This window comes from Variovorax sp. UMC13 (assembly GCF_014170375.1).
GTDB lineage: Bacteria > Pseudomonadota > Gammaproteobacteria > Burkholderiales > Burkholderiaceae_C > Variovorax.
This window is the reverse complement of the sequence record NZ_LZZW01000031.1, coordinates 172,147-184,166: the sequence shown is the minus strand read 5'-3', so window position 1 is coordinate 184,166 and position 12,020 is coordinate 172,147. Positions and strand designations below refer to the sequence as shown.

The window sequence follows — 12,020 nt, the reverse complement described above, 5'->3', positions numbered from 1 at the left end:
CCTTTGCTGCAGAAGGGGCTGCAGCGCGGAGAGACTCTAATCCCGTGAATGGGATTAATCAATCCCGTCCATGGGATCTAGATGGAGGTGAAGGGTTATTCGGACGGATTCGGTCGTGTCCGCTGTCCGCATCTCTTCATGCATCGACTCATTTCCGCCTTCGTGCGTGGCCACAGGTGTCTGGCATCGCGCCCGCCGTCGGCTCTGCTTCCGTCCGTACACACCAATAGGACGAGCTTCGTACGCATATGCCTCTCACCCAGCCGATGGATGAGCGAGAACGAGCCGGATGCGTCTTTCCTAGTACGTAGATCGACGCGGGGCCCGTCAGGCATTCACTCTTTTTCCCGGCTTATCCACTTCGATATCAATTTCGAGGTTCCTGGCTATTCGCAGCCAAGCACGTTCGAGATCTTCGGCATCGGCCGCTGAGAGATTTCCTACTTTCACCGGATCTATGGATGGGAACGGCCACCTCTTTCCTCTTGCGCTCTCGAGCTGGGCGACAGGAGGTTTCTCCTCCGGTGAGGCATTCCCCAGAGGCTGCTTCAGCAACTGCCACGCCTCCAAGCCAAACGCTTCGGCCAGTTGTTCGACGGAATCAATGTCGGTCGCCACAGCCGCGCGCCTGATTCGGTCTAGCTTGCCATTGCTGAGCCTTCCGAAGGTCTTGGCCGTGATCTTGGGTAGCGTGTCGAGCGCTGGTCTGGACGCCATCAGCGCCCTCAGATTTTCCGACAGAACTTCTTTGATTCCCATGGAGGGAGTGTTGCAATTCGCGACTCCCGTGCACGGGATTGTGGCAATCCCACGAATGGGATTATGATCGTGACCCATGGAACCCATCATCGACTTTTTGAAGCGTCGCTTGCGGGAGGTTGGGCCGAGCCGCTGGGAGGCCGTAGCGTTAGCAGCAGGCATTGCCAAAACGCTTCCTCGGAAGATCGCTTACGAGGATCGAGGAAATCCCGGTGTGCAGACGGTGCAGCCCTTGCTCGACTACTTCAATGCGCTGGACCGCGGAGAGGTGCCTCTGCCTGTGCCGGTAAGTGCCAGGGAGATGCCGAAGCCCGCCGATTTGGCAGGGCAGGGGCCGTGACGTGACTTCGTCGGGTGCTACTACCACGCACGCCCGGATCGCGAAGCTCAGCGCAGCCGGCACGCGACAAGCACACAATTTTTCACCCATCGTCGTATCAATCAATACGTTCGCCTCCATTCCGGTTGGACTTGACGGCGCGCGCGGGCAGGCGCGCGTCGGGCTGCGCGTCGGGGAGGCGGGTGCGTTCCTTTTCCACGGCTATGACTGTGCCGCGCCCCGCGCGGCGCGTCACTGCCAACAAACCTAACGTTATGACAAGGAGCATCTCCAATGGACGATGTGACCGCACTGCTGCAGGACGCAGTGAGCAAATTTCGCAGCACTGATCCCAATGGCTCGAACGGCGCGGCCGGGCTCTCGAAGCTGATGGGCATCACGGCGGCAAGCCTGAGCCACAAAGTGAGCCCCACTTATCCCACTGCGCACTGCAGCCCGCGCGAAGTGCTGCAGATCTGCAAACTCACGGGCGACATGGTCCCTATCCAGGCCATGGCTGCCGCGCTTGGCGGCGTGTTCGTGCCGCTGTTCTGTGCCTCGGAGGCGGATGCAAACTCCGTGTCCTGCAAGGTGGCCAGTGCCTTCAAGGAGAACGGAGAGTGGTTGGCCGCAGCGGGGTCTGCGAATGCGCAAGCCGTCCTGAACGCCAACCAGCTCGCAGTCGCTAAGCGCGAAATGATGGAATCGATCATGGCCAGCGTGCGAGCGTTCGCAGCGCTGGAGGCGAAGCACAGTGCCAGTCAACCAGAGCAGGGTGCGCAAGCGCCAGGACTGCGTGTAGCGTGAGCATCAAGGTCATGACGATGGTGTTCGATCGCTACCCCGAGGGTGGCAACGAGCGCCTACTAGCACTTGCGATGGCGGACCACGCGCGTGACGACGGCACGCGCATCTGGCCATCGCTCGAAGAGCTTTCCCGCAAGACACTCCAGAGCCGCCGCACGGTTCAGCGCCAGATCGCGAAGATGGTGGAGACGGGCTGGCTCGAGCCGGTCCGCGCGGCGAACGGCCGGCCTGGTGGCACCAACGAATACCGCATCAACGCCGCATGGATTGCTGGCGAGGAACTGCCGAAGAGGGGTGTCAACTTGACACCCCTCTCGACTAGCGAAGTTATCCACACGGGTGTCAATTTGACACCCCTTGAAGTTATCCACACGGGTGTCACCAGTGACGCGAGGGGTGTCACCAGTGACGCAAGGGGTGTCATAGCTGTGACACCCGAATCTTCAGAACCGTCAAGAACCATAACCCCCCTACCCCCCGACGGGGGGGCGACCGGCTTCGAGCGAATCGCATCGGCCTACCCGAACAAAGCGAACCGTTGCAAGGCCGAGCGGCGGTGGATGCGGCTTCGACCAGACGCGGGCCTTGAGGAGCAGATGCTCGCCGCGATCGACGCGCAAAGCCGGACGCCGAAGTGGCGCAAGGACGGCGGGCAGTTCGTCCCCGAACTTGCGACCTGGCTGCGCAACCGGTGCTGGCTCGACGACACCGGGACCCACGTTGCTGTCGATTGGTGGAACTCGATCGATGGCGTGAAGGCGATGGGCGAGAGGCTCGGGATGGTGTTCTCGCTCGCGGCCCTCGGCAACGCCTACACCGACGACGAGCAAAACGCGCATTGGCGCAGGTACCGAACCGGCGTGCTGCTGGCCGCCGGCGCAGGGCCTTGGTCCGAACGGCGGATCGCATGACGACCCAGACCGCCATGGCCTACAGCCTGATCTGCGACTTCGCGCTGGGCTCACTCGGCGAACTGCAGGGCCTGACTCCCGCTGAACTGGGGCGGGCGTATGTGGCTCGACACGGCGTCGTCCCGACGCGCCGCGCGCATGCGCTCCTGAGCGAGGACTTCCTCGTCGTGCGTATCGCCCCGCGCAACTGCGCCATCACCGGCCGGCGCTATGCGCCGTATGTGCCGTCCGTGCAGATCGCACACCGAACCGAAATCATCAAACCTGAGGACGCACAGCATGCTTGAAGACGACCGCCGCCGCGGCGTGGAAGAGGCCTACACATCGGCCGGCAATTCATCGGACCTTCGCCATGACGCCAGTCGTCCGGGCGCGGTCGACCTCCTAATTGCCGCGGGACTGTCGGACTCTCGGCTCGGCATGGCGCTGCTGCGTCTGCACTCCGAATGGGACAAGGCCGAGAAGCCGCGCAAGCCTACGCCCGCTGCGATCAATGCACTGGCCGCAGTCATGCCGACCACGGTCAAGCGTGAGGGAGGAGGCGAGTCGGTGCTGACGAAGTCGCAGCGTCACGAGATGGCTCGACAGCGCGCGCAAGCGTGGTACCTGGGCGAGATGGCCTCGTTGGTCGGGAAGCTGCGCAGCTTGGCGAGCGTGCGGCACGCGCTGGCGACGTACGCGCACCGGTGGAAGATGGAGGAGGCCGAGACGAAGGTGCCCTCGATCATCGCCTTCTGGCTCGATCAGACCTGCTCGCATTGCCACGGCCTAAAGTTCCTTCAAGCTGTCGGAGCGCCTTCGCTCTCGACGAAGGCATGCCGCGCTTGCGATGGGACCGGCGTGGCGCGCATCCCGCATGCGCAAGACGGCAGGCGCATCGCCAACTACATGGACGACTGCGTGTCTTGTGCGCGTGATGCGTTGAGAAAAAGATTGCGCGCCCTTCAACCGCACGCATAGAATCGCCGCCGAGGAACGCGCTGGCTGCTGAGCCTGCTGCACCTCAACTCTCTGTCGTAGGTCTGCCCCGGTTGTCACGGAGGCCGAAGCTCTCGATGGAAGCACTCGTCCTCAAAAGCCCGCTCTTGCGGGCTTTGTCGTTTCTGCCATGCCCGTCTCCGCTCCACGTCCCTGCAGTCACGTCGGCTGCCGCAACCTGGCTGTCGCTGGCGGCCGATGTGCCGATCACCCGCGCGACCTTTGGGTCAAGAAGCCGACGGCGGCCAAGCGCATCACTGGCCGACGATTGCAGGCCATGCGCGCGGAGTTGTTCCAGCGCGAGCCGTTGTGCCAAGAGTGCAAGCGCCAAGGGCGCGTGACTGTAGCGACGCAGCGCGATCACATCGTGTCGCTTGAAGAGGGCGGTGAGGACATCGCGTCGAACACGCAGGCCCTGTGCGAGGAATGCCACGACGCGAAGAGCCTCGCCGAGCGCACGCGGGCGCTTCGCAAGCGTTGAGCGGCCCGCAGCGGCGGCATCGATTTCGCACCGTTTCGGTGCCCGGGGCGGGTCAAAAGTCTGGCCGAAACCGCCGGAAACCGAGCCCCTATCTGGAAATTTATGGAGAGCGAAAACTACCCCCCCGGGGGGTAAGAGCTGAGGCCTATGAACGACAAAGTCAACTTCGCCGCAGCACTGCCAGCCGTTGGCGGAGCTCACGTTGTCGGTAGCACCGACGCCATCGAATCGCCGCCACCACCGAAGGCAATGAAGCTTTCCGACGTGGAGCTCGGTCTCTACCAAGAGATATGCGACGCGCTGCGAAAGGCAGGCATCGAGCACACCACGTCGGGCTTGGCGATCTCGTTCATCGTCCGCACCGTGGCGCAGTACCTGGCGGCGAATGAGCGGTGCGAGACAGAGGGACGTTCGCAGACGTCGAAGAACGGTTGGATCGCTCCGACGCCTTGGGCCGAAGACGAGAAACGGCTGAAGATGGAGTTAGGCCAATGGCTGCCAAAAGCGTGTCTCACGATCCCGTCTCTGGCCCGCGTCCGAAAGGACATGGGCGACCAGGGCAAGCAGGACGATCTGTTCGGCGACCTCGTAAGGCACGGCACGTCCTTACCCGGGCAGCCGTCGCGGCACTGACACCGGCGAGCCTGGAGGAGTGGGACGAGGGCTATGGCCTGCCGGTGCTGCGAGGCGAGATCCTCACGGGAAAGCTGGTCTACCTCGCGGTCCTTCGACACTATCGCGACCTGAAGGACGGGCACAAACGGGGTCTCGCGTTTCGCGTGGAACATTCGTGGCACGTCATCGACTTCATCGAGAAGTTCTTTGTGCACATCAAGGGACCGCTCGCCGGCAAGCCCATCTTGCTGGACCCTTGGCAGAAGTTCTGGACCGCGGTGCTGTACGGCTGGCGGTGGGCGGAGACGAATCTGCGTCGCTTCACGCGCGGCTATGAGGAGGTAGCCCGGAAGAACGGGAAAAGCACATGGAAGGGGCCGCAGGGCGCCTACCTATTCGCGATGGATGGTGAGGCCGGCGCGGAGGTGTACGCCGTGGCCACGACGCGGGCGCAGGCCATGACCGTGTTCAAGCCGGCCTTCGACAACATCAAGCGCTGGGTGCGTCGGTCAGCCGGCGTGGCGCGATCGTTCAAGGTGTTCTCTGGGTTGAACCAGGAGAAGATCGAGATGGATGGCAGCGTGTTCGAGCCGCTGCCGAGCAACGCGGAGAACCAGGACGGTCGCAACCCTTCGGCTATTCTGTTCGACGAACTGCACGCGCAGAAGACGCGCGACGTGTGGGACGTGATGGAGTCCGCGCTCGGTGCGCGCGCGCAGCCGTTGCTGTCGGCGATCACGACCGCCGGGTTCATCCTCGATGGGATCTGCACCGAGGTGCGCGGCTACCTGATCTCCGTGCTCGAAGGCAAGCGGGTCGACGACGCCTTCTTCGGCTACGTCTACACCCTTGATGCCGACGACGACCCGTTCACCGAGAGGAACTGGATCAAGGCCAATCCAGGCTTGGGCAAGTCGAAAACGCTGGAGTACATGCGCGGCCAGGCGCGCAAGGCTGCAGCGCTCCCTGGAGCGAAGGCGAACTTCCTCACGAAGGACTTGAACATCTGGTGCAACAGCGCCGATGGCTGGTTCGACATGAACGTGTGGGACAAGGGAGGGAAGAAGCTCGACCTCGAGCCGCTAAAGGGGCGTCGATGCTTCGGCGGCCTGGACCTGGCCAGCACTCGAGACCTGACCGCGTTCGCGCTGGTGTTCCCGCCAGATGAACCTGGCGGGCAGTGGCATGTGCTGGTGTGGTTCTGGTGCCCTCAGGGAAAGATCGATGCGCAGGAGCATGACGACGCCGCGCCCTACAAGCGCTGGCAGGCCGAGGGCTGGCTGACCGGCACCGAGGGGGATGTCACCGACTACGGGCCGGTGCGTCGAGCGGTGACGCGGGCGATGGAGGATTTCGATGTCGTCGACATCGGCTTCGATCGCTGGAACGCACAGCAGCTGTGCAACGAGATGATGGAGGCGGGCGTGCCCCTGGTCGAAGTACCGCAGAACACCGGCGGCATGTACCCGGGCGCGAAGGCGCTCGAGGAGCTGGTCTATGGACGCATCCTCGCGCATGGCGGCAATCCCGTGCTGCGTTGGTGCGCGATGAACGTGGCCTTGCTGTTCGATACGAACGGCAACTTCAGGCCGGACAAGAAGAAGAGCAACCTGAATGGTCGCATCGACGGCATCGTCGCTCTCAACGTGGCGTTGAGTCGGTGCGTCCTCAGCGATGGCGAGCCCGACATGAGCGAAATCCTGAAAAACCCAATCATGGTGAACGTCTGATGGCAGCAAGCAAGAAGCCTGGCCGCGTGCGGTCCGCGTTGGTGAACTGGCTGGGCGAGACCATCCGGCTCACGGACGGCGCATTCTGGCGCGAGTTCTTCGGTGCCACGTCGACCAGCGGCAAGACCGTCTCCGTCGATTCGGCGATGCAGCTCGCGGCCGTGTGGGCATGCGTTCGTCTGCTCTCGGAGACGGTTTCGACTCTGCCGATCAAGGTCTACCGTCGCAACGCTGACGGCTCCCGCACGACAGCCCGCGACCATCCGCTGCACCGCCTGCTGAGCCAGTCGCCAAACTCCGAGATGACGCCCGGCCGCTTCATGTTGTTCGTTGTGGCTTGTCTGTGCCTACGCGGTAACGCCTTCATCGAGAAGATGAGGATCGGCGGCCGTGTGGTCTCCCTGCACCCTCTGCTGCCGCAGAAGATGGAGGTGAAGCGACTCGACAACGGCACGCTGCAGTACAGCTACGCCGAGCGGACGGGGCGCCGCATCATCGCGGCGAAGGATCTCATGCACATCCGCGGGTTTGGCCTCGATGGCGTGTGCGGCCTGCATCCGATCTCCACAGGGCGCGATGTGCTGGGCGGTGCCATGGCGGCGGAAGAGGCATCGGCCAAGGTCTTCGCGCAGGGCCTGCAGGCCTCCGGCTTCCTGAGCTCGGACAAGGATCTGAAACCCTCGCAACGGGAGGACCTGCGGACGAGCCTGGCAACCTTCGCCGGCTCCAAGAACGCCGGGAAGCTGATGGTGCTCGAGGCGGGCATGAAATATCAGGGTGTCACGATGAACCCGGAAGCCGCCCAGATGCTGGAGACGCGGGCCTATGGAATCCAGCAGATCTGCAGCTGGTTCAAAGTGCCGCCCTTCATGATCGGCCACATGGACAAGCAGTCGAGCTGGCCGTCGAGCGTCGAAGGGCAGAACCTGCATTTCCTCACGCACAGCCTGCGCCCGATGCTCGACAACATCGAGCAGGAGATCAGCCGATGCCTGGTCGACGCCGGCGAGCGAGACGAGATCTATGCCGAGTTCGGCGTCGAGGCCCTGCTGCGAGCCGACAGCGCCGGCCGCGCGAGCTTCTACAACATCGCGCTGCAGAACGGCTGGATGTCGCGCAACGAGGTTCGGCGCCTCGAGAACATGCCGCCGATCCCCGGCGGCGACATCTACACCGTGCAGACGAACCTCTCCCCGCTGGACCAATTGGGCCAGGCCAAGAGCCCGGCTGACGCAGCTCGTGCTGCGCTGCAGGCCTGGCTCTCGAACTTGCAGACGAACCCCGACGCCTCGGCCGCCGAGCAGATCGCCCGCGATCGCGCCGAGATCGACGCTCTCACTTCCGCTTAGAGGACTTCCATGTCGCTTTTGACCCTGCCCGCGGCACCCGCGGCGCCGGCCGCTTCTGTGCGCGCGGCCGTTTCGTCCGATATCTCGCCGAAGGCGTTGCAGCTCTGGCAGCCCGGCGTGCGCGCTGCGGCCGAAGCGGAGGACGACCAGGCCACCATCTCGGTTCTCGACCCCATCGGCTACGACCCGTGGTCAGGCGAGGGCGTGACGGCGAAGCGCATCAGCGCGGCGCTGCGCTCGATCGGAAAGAACCCCGTCACCGTCCATGTCAACTCGCCTGGCGGCGACATGTTCGAGGGGCTGGCCATCTACAACATCTTGCGCGAGCACCCGGCGAAGGTGACCGTCAAGGTGCTGGGCCTGGCCGCCTCCTCGGCTTCGATCATCGCCATGGCAGGCGACGAAATCCAGATCGGCCGCGCCGCGTTCCTCATGGTGCACAACTGCTGGGTTATGGCGGTCGGCAACCGTCACGACCTGCGGGATGTCGCCAAGACCCTCGAGCCGTTCGACGCGGCGATGGCGGGCATTTATTCCGCACGAGCTGGCATCGACGACAAGGCCGCCGCCAAGCTGATGGACGCCGAGACATGGATCGGCGGCGCCCAGGCGGTCGACGACGGTTTCGCCGACCTGCTGCTCGCGGCCGACGCGATCGGCGAGGACGGTGGGCCAGGCCGCGGCGCCAATGCCGCGCACCGCCTGGACGTACTGCTCGCCAAGCAGGGCCTGCCGCGCAGCGAGCGCCGCAAGCTCATTCAAGAAATCAAGGGCACGCCAGGCGCTGCCCTCGATGGCACGCCCAGCGCTGCCGAAGAGGGCATGACGCCCACCCATGTGTTCGACCTGCACCGCGCTCTGGCGCGCTTCGAGGCGAGCACCACCACTCGCACCATCTGAAAGACACGAAATGACCAACGACGAACTTCTCAAGCAAGTAACGGCCAGCCTGGAAAAGGCATCCGGCGAATTCACCGCCAAGGCCGAAGCGGCATTCAAGGAAGCCAAGGCCGCCGGCGACATGACCACCGCCACGAAGGCCGCCATCGACAAGGTGGCTTCGGACTTCAACGCGCTCAACCAGGCGCAGACCGCGCTCAAGGCCCAGCTCGGCGAGGTCGAGCAGGCCGTGGTCGCAAGCTCGAGCGGTGCCGGTCAGCGTGCTGTCGCGATGTCGGCAGGCGCCCAGGTCATCGGCCATGAAGGCTTGAAGGACTTCGCTGCGCGCGTCGCCGGCAATGAGCGCAGCCGCGTCAGCATCCCCGTCAATGCTGCGCTGATCTCGACCGGTGTCGCCCAGGGCATCGTGGAGCCGCAGCGCCTGCCCGGCATCGACGTGAAGCCGAAGCAGCGCCTCTTCATCCGCGACCTGATCGCACCCGGTCGCACGACCGCACCGGCGATCTTCTGGGTGCAGCAAACCGGCTTCACCAACGCCGCCCGCGTCGTGGCCGAGAACACCGCCAAGCCGTACAGCGACATCACTTTCGGGTCGAAGATCACCGCCGTCAGCACGATCGCCCACCTGTTCAAGGCGTCCAAGCAGATCCTGGATGACTTCTCGCAGCTGCAGAGCCTGATCGATCTGGAGATGAACTACGGCCTGAAGTACGCGGAAGAACAGGAAATCCTGTTCGGCGACGGCACCGGCGTGCACCTGCTGGGTATCGTGCCCCAGGCGACCGACTACAGCCCCGCCGGCATCCCGGATGGCGCGACACCCATCGACGCGTTGCGCTGGGCGATGCTGCAGACCCAGCTCGCACGCGTGCCGGCCTCGGGCCACGTCCTCCACTTCACCGACTGGGCGAAGATCGAACTGCAGAAGGACACGCTGGGCCGCTACATCATCGGCAACCCCCAGGGCACGACCGAGCCGCGGCTGTGGAACCTCCCGGTCGTCCCGACCGAGATCCCGGCGTTCCTGGGCAAGTTCCTGACCGGCGCGTTCGCCACCGCCGCCCAGCTCTTCGATCGTGAAGATGCCAACGTCGTGATCTCCACCGAGAACACCGACGACTTCGAGAAGAACATGGTCACCGTGCGTTGCGAGGAGCGCGCCGCGCTGGCTGTCTATCGCCCCGAAGCTTTCGTGTTCGGCACGCTGCCGGTGCCGCCGGCCGCCTGATCTCGATCCACCCCCAAGGGGCCGCCACTGTGCGGCCCTTTTTCATGGAGATTCACATGGTCAAGATGACATCCGATCGACCGCTATTGGTCAACGGCGAGGCCGGCACCGAGTTTGAGACCGACGAGCAGCACGCCAAGGAGCTGGAGCTCAAGGGCTTTGCCGTCCGCGTGCAGGGCAAAGGCGCAGCGGCTTCGCTGGTGAGCGCCGAGGGCGGCCCGTCTACGGATACGACCGAAGCCTCGGCACCGGCACCGGCACGGTCGGCTCGCCGCGCGTCCAACAAGGCGAGCTGATGCTGGTCTCGTTCGAGGAAGCGCGCGCGCATCTGCGCGTGGACGACTGCTATCCCACCGAGCAGATCGCGCCGTATCTCCTCGCCGCGGAGCGGTTCGCGGTGGAGTTCCTCAATCGTCGGCTGTACGCGAGCGAGGCTCAACGCGCCGAAGCCGTCGCCACCGTCCCTCAAGCCCTGGCCGCTGCTAGCGCTGCCTACGCTGCGGCCATGCAGAGCGCGACAGCGTTGCCGATCGGCATCGAGCGTGACGCGGCCCTTCAGCATGCGACCTGGGTCTATGAGGCGGCGAAGACGGCCGCGCTCGAGATCCGGCGATCCATGGTGGTCGACGACCTCATCAAGGCGGCCATTCTTCTGATCCTCGGGCACCTGCACGAGAACCGTGAGGAGGTCGTCACCGGGACGACTGCGACCACGTTGCCGATCGGCGCCAAGGCGTTGCTTTCTCCGTACCGCGTGGGGCTGGGGGTCTGATGCGAACCGGAAAGCTCCGCCATCTGGTTAGCCTGCAGCGCAACGTGCCGTCGCAGGACATGGCCACCGGCGCCATGGTCGACAACTGGGTCGAGGTCGCCAGGACCTGGGCCTCCATCGAGCCCGTGAGCGCCCGCGAGTTCGTGGCCGCCCACGCGGTGCAATCCGAGGTGACCACCCGCATCACGATCCGCTTTCGCGCCGGCATAACGGCCGCGATGCGGATCGTCTACCGCGGCTCGATCTACAACATTGCCGGCGTGCTCGCCGACCGCCAGAGTGGCGTCGAGTACCTGACCTTGCCCTGCAGCGAAGGCGTCAACCATGGTTGAGATCAAGTTGAACGGCTTCGATGAGTCCGTCGAGAAGCTGCTGAAGCTGCCGCAGGATCTGCGCAAGCGGGCTCTCGTGCGGGCCATGAGCCGCGCCACCCGCATAGTGACCAAGGCGGCCAAGGCCAATGCGCTGCGCGTGGATGACTCGCATACCGGTCGGCGCATCGCCAACAACGTGCAACAGCGCTTCGCCAGCCGGACCTACAAGCGAACGGGCGACGTGATGTACCGCGTCGGCGTTGCGACGCCAAAGGGTCGTATCCCGAAAGGCAACCCTGACGAAGGCGCGAAGGGCCCGACTCCGCACTGGCACCTGGTCGAACTCGGCACCGAGAACATGCGGGCCGAGCCCTTCATGCTGCCCGCGTTGACCAGCAATATCGGCGCGGTCATCGACAAGGCCGCGGCAGAGCTGGCCGCCTCGCTCAAGGAAATGGGCGCATGAGCGCGCCGATCTTCGAGGTCGTCAGGGCGCACGCACCTTCGCGTGCGTTGCTCGGCGGGGCGTCCCTGCGCTTCAGTCTCTTCGGCGTGTCGGTGCAAGGCGGCGCGCTTCCTTATGCGGTGTGGCAGACGGTTGGGGGTGCGCCGGAGAACTACCTCGGCGATCTGCCCGACGTGGATTCGATGGAGCTGCAAGTCGATGCTTATGCGGACGACCCGATCACCGTCCGCGCGGTGGGGCACGCGCTGCGCGATGCGATCGAGCCCCACGCCTACATCACCGCCTGGATCGGGGAGTCGCAGGACCCCACCACGAAGCGATGGCGCTTCACGTTTCGAGTCGATTGGATCGTCCAGCGCTAGTTCTCAACCAACCGCCTTCGGGCGGTTTT

Annotated in this window: 17 protein-coding genes; 16 read left to right on the top strand and 1 reads right to left on the bottom strand. The window is 64.5% G+C overall.

What is annotated here, in order from left to right; translation table 11 throughout:
* Positions 1–327 precede the first annotated feature (327 nt).
* Positions 328–759, bottom strand: coding sequence for a hypothetical protein (locus A9977_RS25915; protein ID WP_183027671.1), 432 nt, complete (start codon positions 757–759; stop codon positions 328–330).
* 76 nt (positions 760–835) lie between these two features.
* Between A9977_RS25915 and A9977_RS25910 the strand changes: the two genes are divergently transcribed.
* From A9977_RS25910 to A9977_RS25835, 16 genes are all read left to right on the top strand, one after another.
* Entirely contained in the window at positions 836–1,099 is a 264-nt protein-coding gene (locus tag A9977_RS25910; RefSeq protein ID WP_183027670.1) for a hypothetical protein, read from the top strand.
* A 273-nt stretch (positions 1,100–1,372) separates the two neighbouring features.
* Complete coding sequence (locus tag A9977_RS25905) at positions 1,373–1,885, top strand: phage regulatory CII family protein (RefSeq protein WP_183027669.1); 513 nt, start codon at positions 1,373–1,375, stop codon at positions 1,883–1,885.
* Positions 1,882–2,796: a helix-turn-helix domain-containing protein gene (locus tag A9977_RS25900; RefSeq protein WP_183027668.1), complete on the top strand. Its 915-nt coding sequence runs from the start codon at positions 1,882–1,884 to the stop codon at positions 2,794–2,796. The genes A9977_RS25905 and A9977_RS25900 overlap by 4 nt, the downstream gene beginning before the upstream one ends.
* On the top strand, positions 2,793–3,083 hold the full coding sequence (locus A9977_RS25895) for a hypothetical protein (RefSeq protein WP_183027667.1): 291 nt from the start codon (positions 2,793–2,795) through the stop codon (positions 3,081–3,083). The genes A9977_RS25900 and A9977_RS25895 overlap by 4 nt, the downstream gene beginning before the upstream one ends.
* Entirely contained in the window at positions 3,076–3,756 is a 681-nt protein-coding gene (locus A9977_RS25890) for a zinc finger-like domain-containing protein (protein WP_183027666.1), read from the top strand. The genes A9977_RS25895 and A9977_RS25890 overlap by 8 nt, the downstream gene beginning before the upstream one ends.
* A 148-nt stretch (positions 3,757–3,904) precedes the next feature.
* Positions 3,905–4,255 (top strand): HNH endonuclease, encoded by a 351-nt coding sequence (locus A9977_RS25885; protein WP_183027665.1) that lies wholly within the window; start codon positions 3,905–3,907, stop codon positions 4,253–4,255.
* Between the two features lie 147 nt (positions 4,256–4,402).
* Entirely contained in the window at positions 4,403–4,888 is a 486-nt protein-coding gene (locus A9977_RS34460) for a hypothetical protein (RefSeq protein WP_183027664.1), read from the top strand.
* Between the two features lie 44 nt (positions 4,889–4,932).
* Positions 4,933–6,600 carry a terminase TerL endonuclease subunit gene (locus A9977_RS25875; protein WP_183027663.1) on the top strand — a complete coding sequence of 556 codons (1,668 nt, stop codon included), beginning with the start codon at positions 4,933–4,935 and terminating at the stop codon, positions 6,598–6,600.
* Positions 6,600–7,949 (top strand): phage portal protein, encoded by a 1,350-nt coding sequence (locus tag A9977_RS25870; protein ID WP_183027662.1) that lies wholly within the window; start codon positions 6,600–6,602, stop codon positions 7,947–7,949. Before A9977_RS25875 ends, A9977_RS25870 begins: the two co-directional genes overlap by 1 nt.
* Before the next feature lie 9 nt (positions 7,950–7,958).
* Entirely contained in the window at positions 7,959–8,849 is an 891-nt protein-coding gene (locus tag A9977_RS25865) for a head maturation protease, ClpP-related (protein ID WP_183027661.1), read from the top strand.
* Positions 8,850–8,859: 10 nt separating this feature from the next.
* Positions 8,860–10,077 (top strand): phage major capsid protein, encoded by a 1,218-nt coding sequence (locus tag A9977_RS25860; protein ID WP_183027660.1) that lies wholly within the window; start codon positions 8,860–8,862, stop codon positions 10,075–10,077.
* 56 nt (positions 10,078–10,133) lie between these two features.
* Positions 10,134–10,373 carry a hypothetical protein gene (locus A9977_RS25855; RefSeq protein WP_183027659.1) on the top strand — a complete coding sequence of 80 codons (240 nt, stop codon included), beginning with the start codon at positions 10,134–10,136 and terminating at the stop codon, positions 10,371–10,373.
* Positions 10,373–10,849 carry a head-tail connector protein gene (locus tag A9977_RS34455; protein WP_183027658.1) on the top strand — a complete coding sequence of 159 codons (477 nt, stop codon included), beginning with the start codon at positions 10,373–10,375 and terminating at the stop codon, positions 10,847–10,849. Before A9977_RS25855 ends, A9977_RS34455 begins: the two co-directional genes overlap by 1 nt.
* Positions 10,849–11,181 carry a phage head closure protein gene (locus A9977_RS25845; protein WP_183027657.1) on the top strand — a complete coding sequence of 111 codons (333 nt, stop codon included), beginning with the start codon at positions 10,849–10,851 and terminating at the stop codon, positions 11,179–11,181. The genes A9977_RS34455 and A9977_RS25845 overlap by 1 nt, the downstream gene beginning before the upstream one ends.
* Positions 11,174–11,629: an HK97-gp10 family putative phage morphogenesis protein gene (locus tag A9977_RS25840; protein WP_183027656.1), complete on the top strand. Its 456-nt coding sequence runs from the start codon at positions 11,174–11,176 to the stop codon at positions 11,627–11,629. Before A9977_RS25845 ends, A9977_RS25840 begins: the two co-directional genes overlap by 8 nt.
* Positions 11,626–11,991 carry a DUF3168 domain-containing protein gene (locus A9977_RS25835; RefSeq protein ID WP_183027655.1) on the top strand — a complete coding sequence of 122 codons (366 nt, stop codon included), beginning with the start codon at positions 11,626–11,628 and terminating at the stop codon, positions 11,989–11,991. Before A9977_RS25840 ends, A9977_RS25835 begins: the two co-directional genes overlap by 4 nt.
* Positions 11,992–12,020: the final 29 nt, after the last annotated feature.

Coding starts and splice junctions, on each gene's coding strand:
- A9977_RS25905 (WP_183027669.1), top strand. CDS start 1,373: ATGGACGATGTGACCGCACTGCTGCAGGACGCAGTGAGCAAATTTCGC.
- A9977_RS25885 (WP_183027665.1), top strand. CDS start 3,905: ATGCCCGTCTCCGCTCCACGTCCCTGCAGTCACGTCGGCTGCCGCAAC.
- A9977_RS25855 (WP_183027659.1), top strand. CDS start 10,134: ATGGTCAAGATGACATCCGATCGACCGCTATTGGTCAACGGCGAGGCC.
- A9977_RS25835 (WP_183027655.1), top strand. CDS start 11,626: ATGAGCGCGCCGATCTTCGAGGTCGTCAGGGCGCACGCACCTTCGCGT.
- A9977_RS25860 (WP_183027660.1), top strand. CDS start 8,860: ATGACCAACGACGAACTTCTCAAGCAAGTAACGGCCAGCCTGGAAAAG.
- A9977_RS34455 (WP_183027658.1), top strand. CDS start 10,373: ATGCTGGTCTCGTTCGAGGAAGCGCGCGCGCATCTGCGCGTGGACGAC.
- A9977_RS25840 (WP_183027656.1), top strand. CDS start 11,174: ATGGTTGAGATCAAGTTGAACGGCTTCGATGAGTCCGTCGAGAAGCTG.
- A9977_RS25895 (WP_183027667.1), top strand. CDS start 2,793: ATGACGACCCAGACCGCCATGGCCTACAGCCTGATCTGCGACTTCGCG.
- A9977_RS34460 (WP_183027664.1), top strand. CDS start 4,403: ATGAACGACAAAGTCAACTTCGCCGCAGCACTGCCAGCCGTTGGCGGA.
- A9977_RS25870 (WP_183027662.1), top strand. CDS start 6,600: ATGGCAGCAAGCAAGAAGCCTGGCCGCGTGCGGTCCGCGTTGGTGAAC.
- A9977_RS25865 (WP_183027661.1), top strand. CDS start 7,959: ATGTCGCTTTTGACCCTGCCCGCGGCACCCGCGGCGCCGGCCGCTTCT.
- A9977_RS25915 (WP_183027671.1), bottom strand. CDS start 759: ATGGGAATCAAAGAAGTTCTGTCGGAAAATCTGAGGGCGCTGATGGCG.
- A9977_RS25845 (WP_183027657.1), top strand. CDS start 10,849: ATGCGAACCGGAAAGCTCCGCCATCTGGTTAGCCTGCAGCGCAACGTG.
- A9977_RS25890 (WP_183027666.1), top strand. CDS start 3,076: ATGCTTGAAGACGACCGCCGCCGCGGCGTGGAAGAGGCCTACACATCG.
- A9977_RS25910 (WP_183027670.1), top strand. CDS start 836: ATGGAACCCATCATCGACTTTTTGAAGCGTCGCTTGCGGGAGGTTGGG.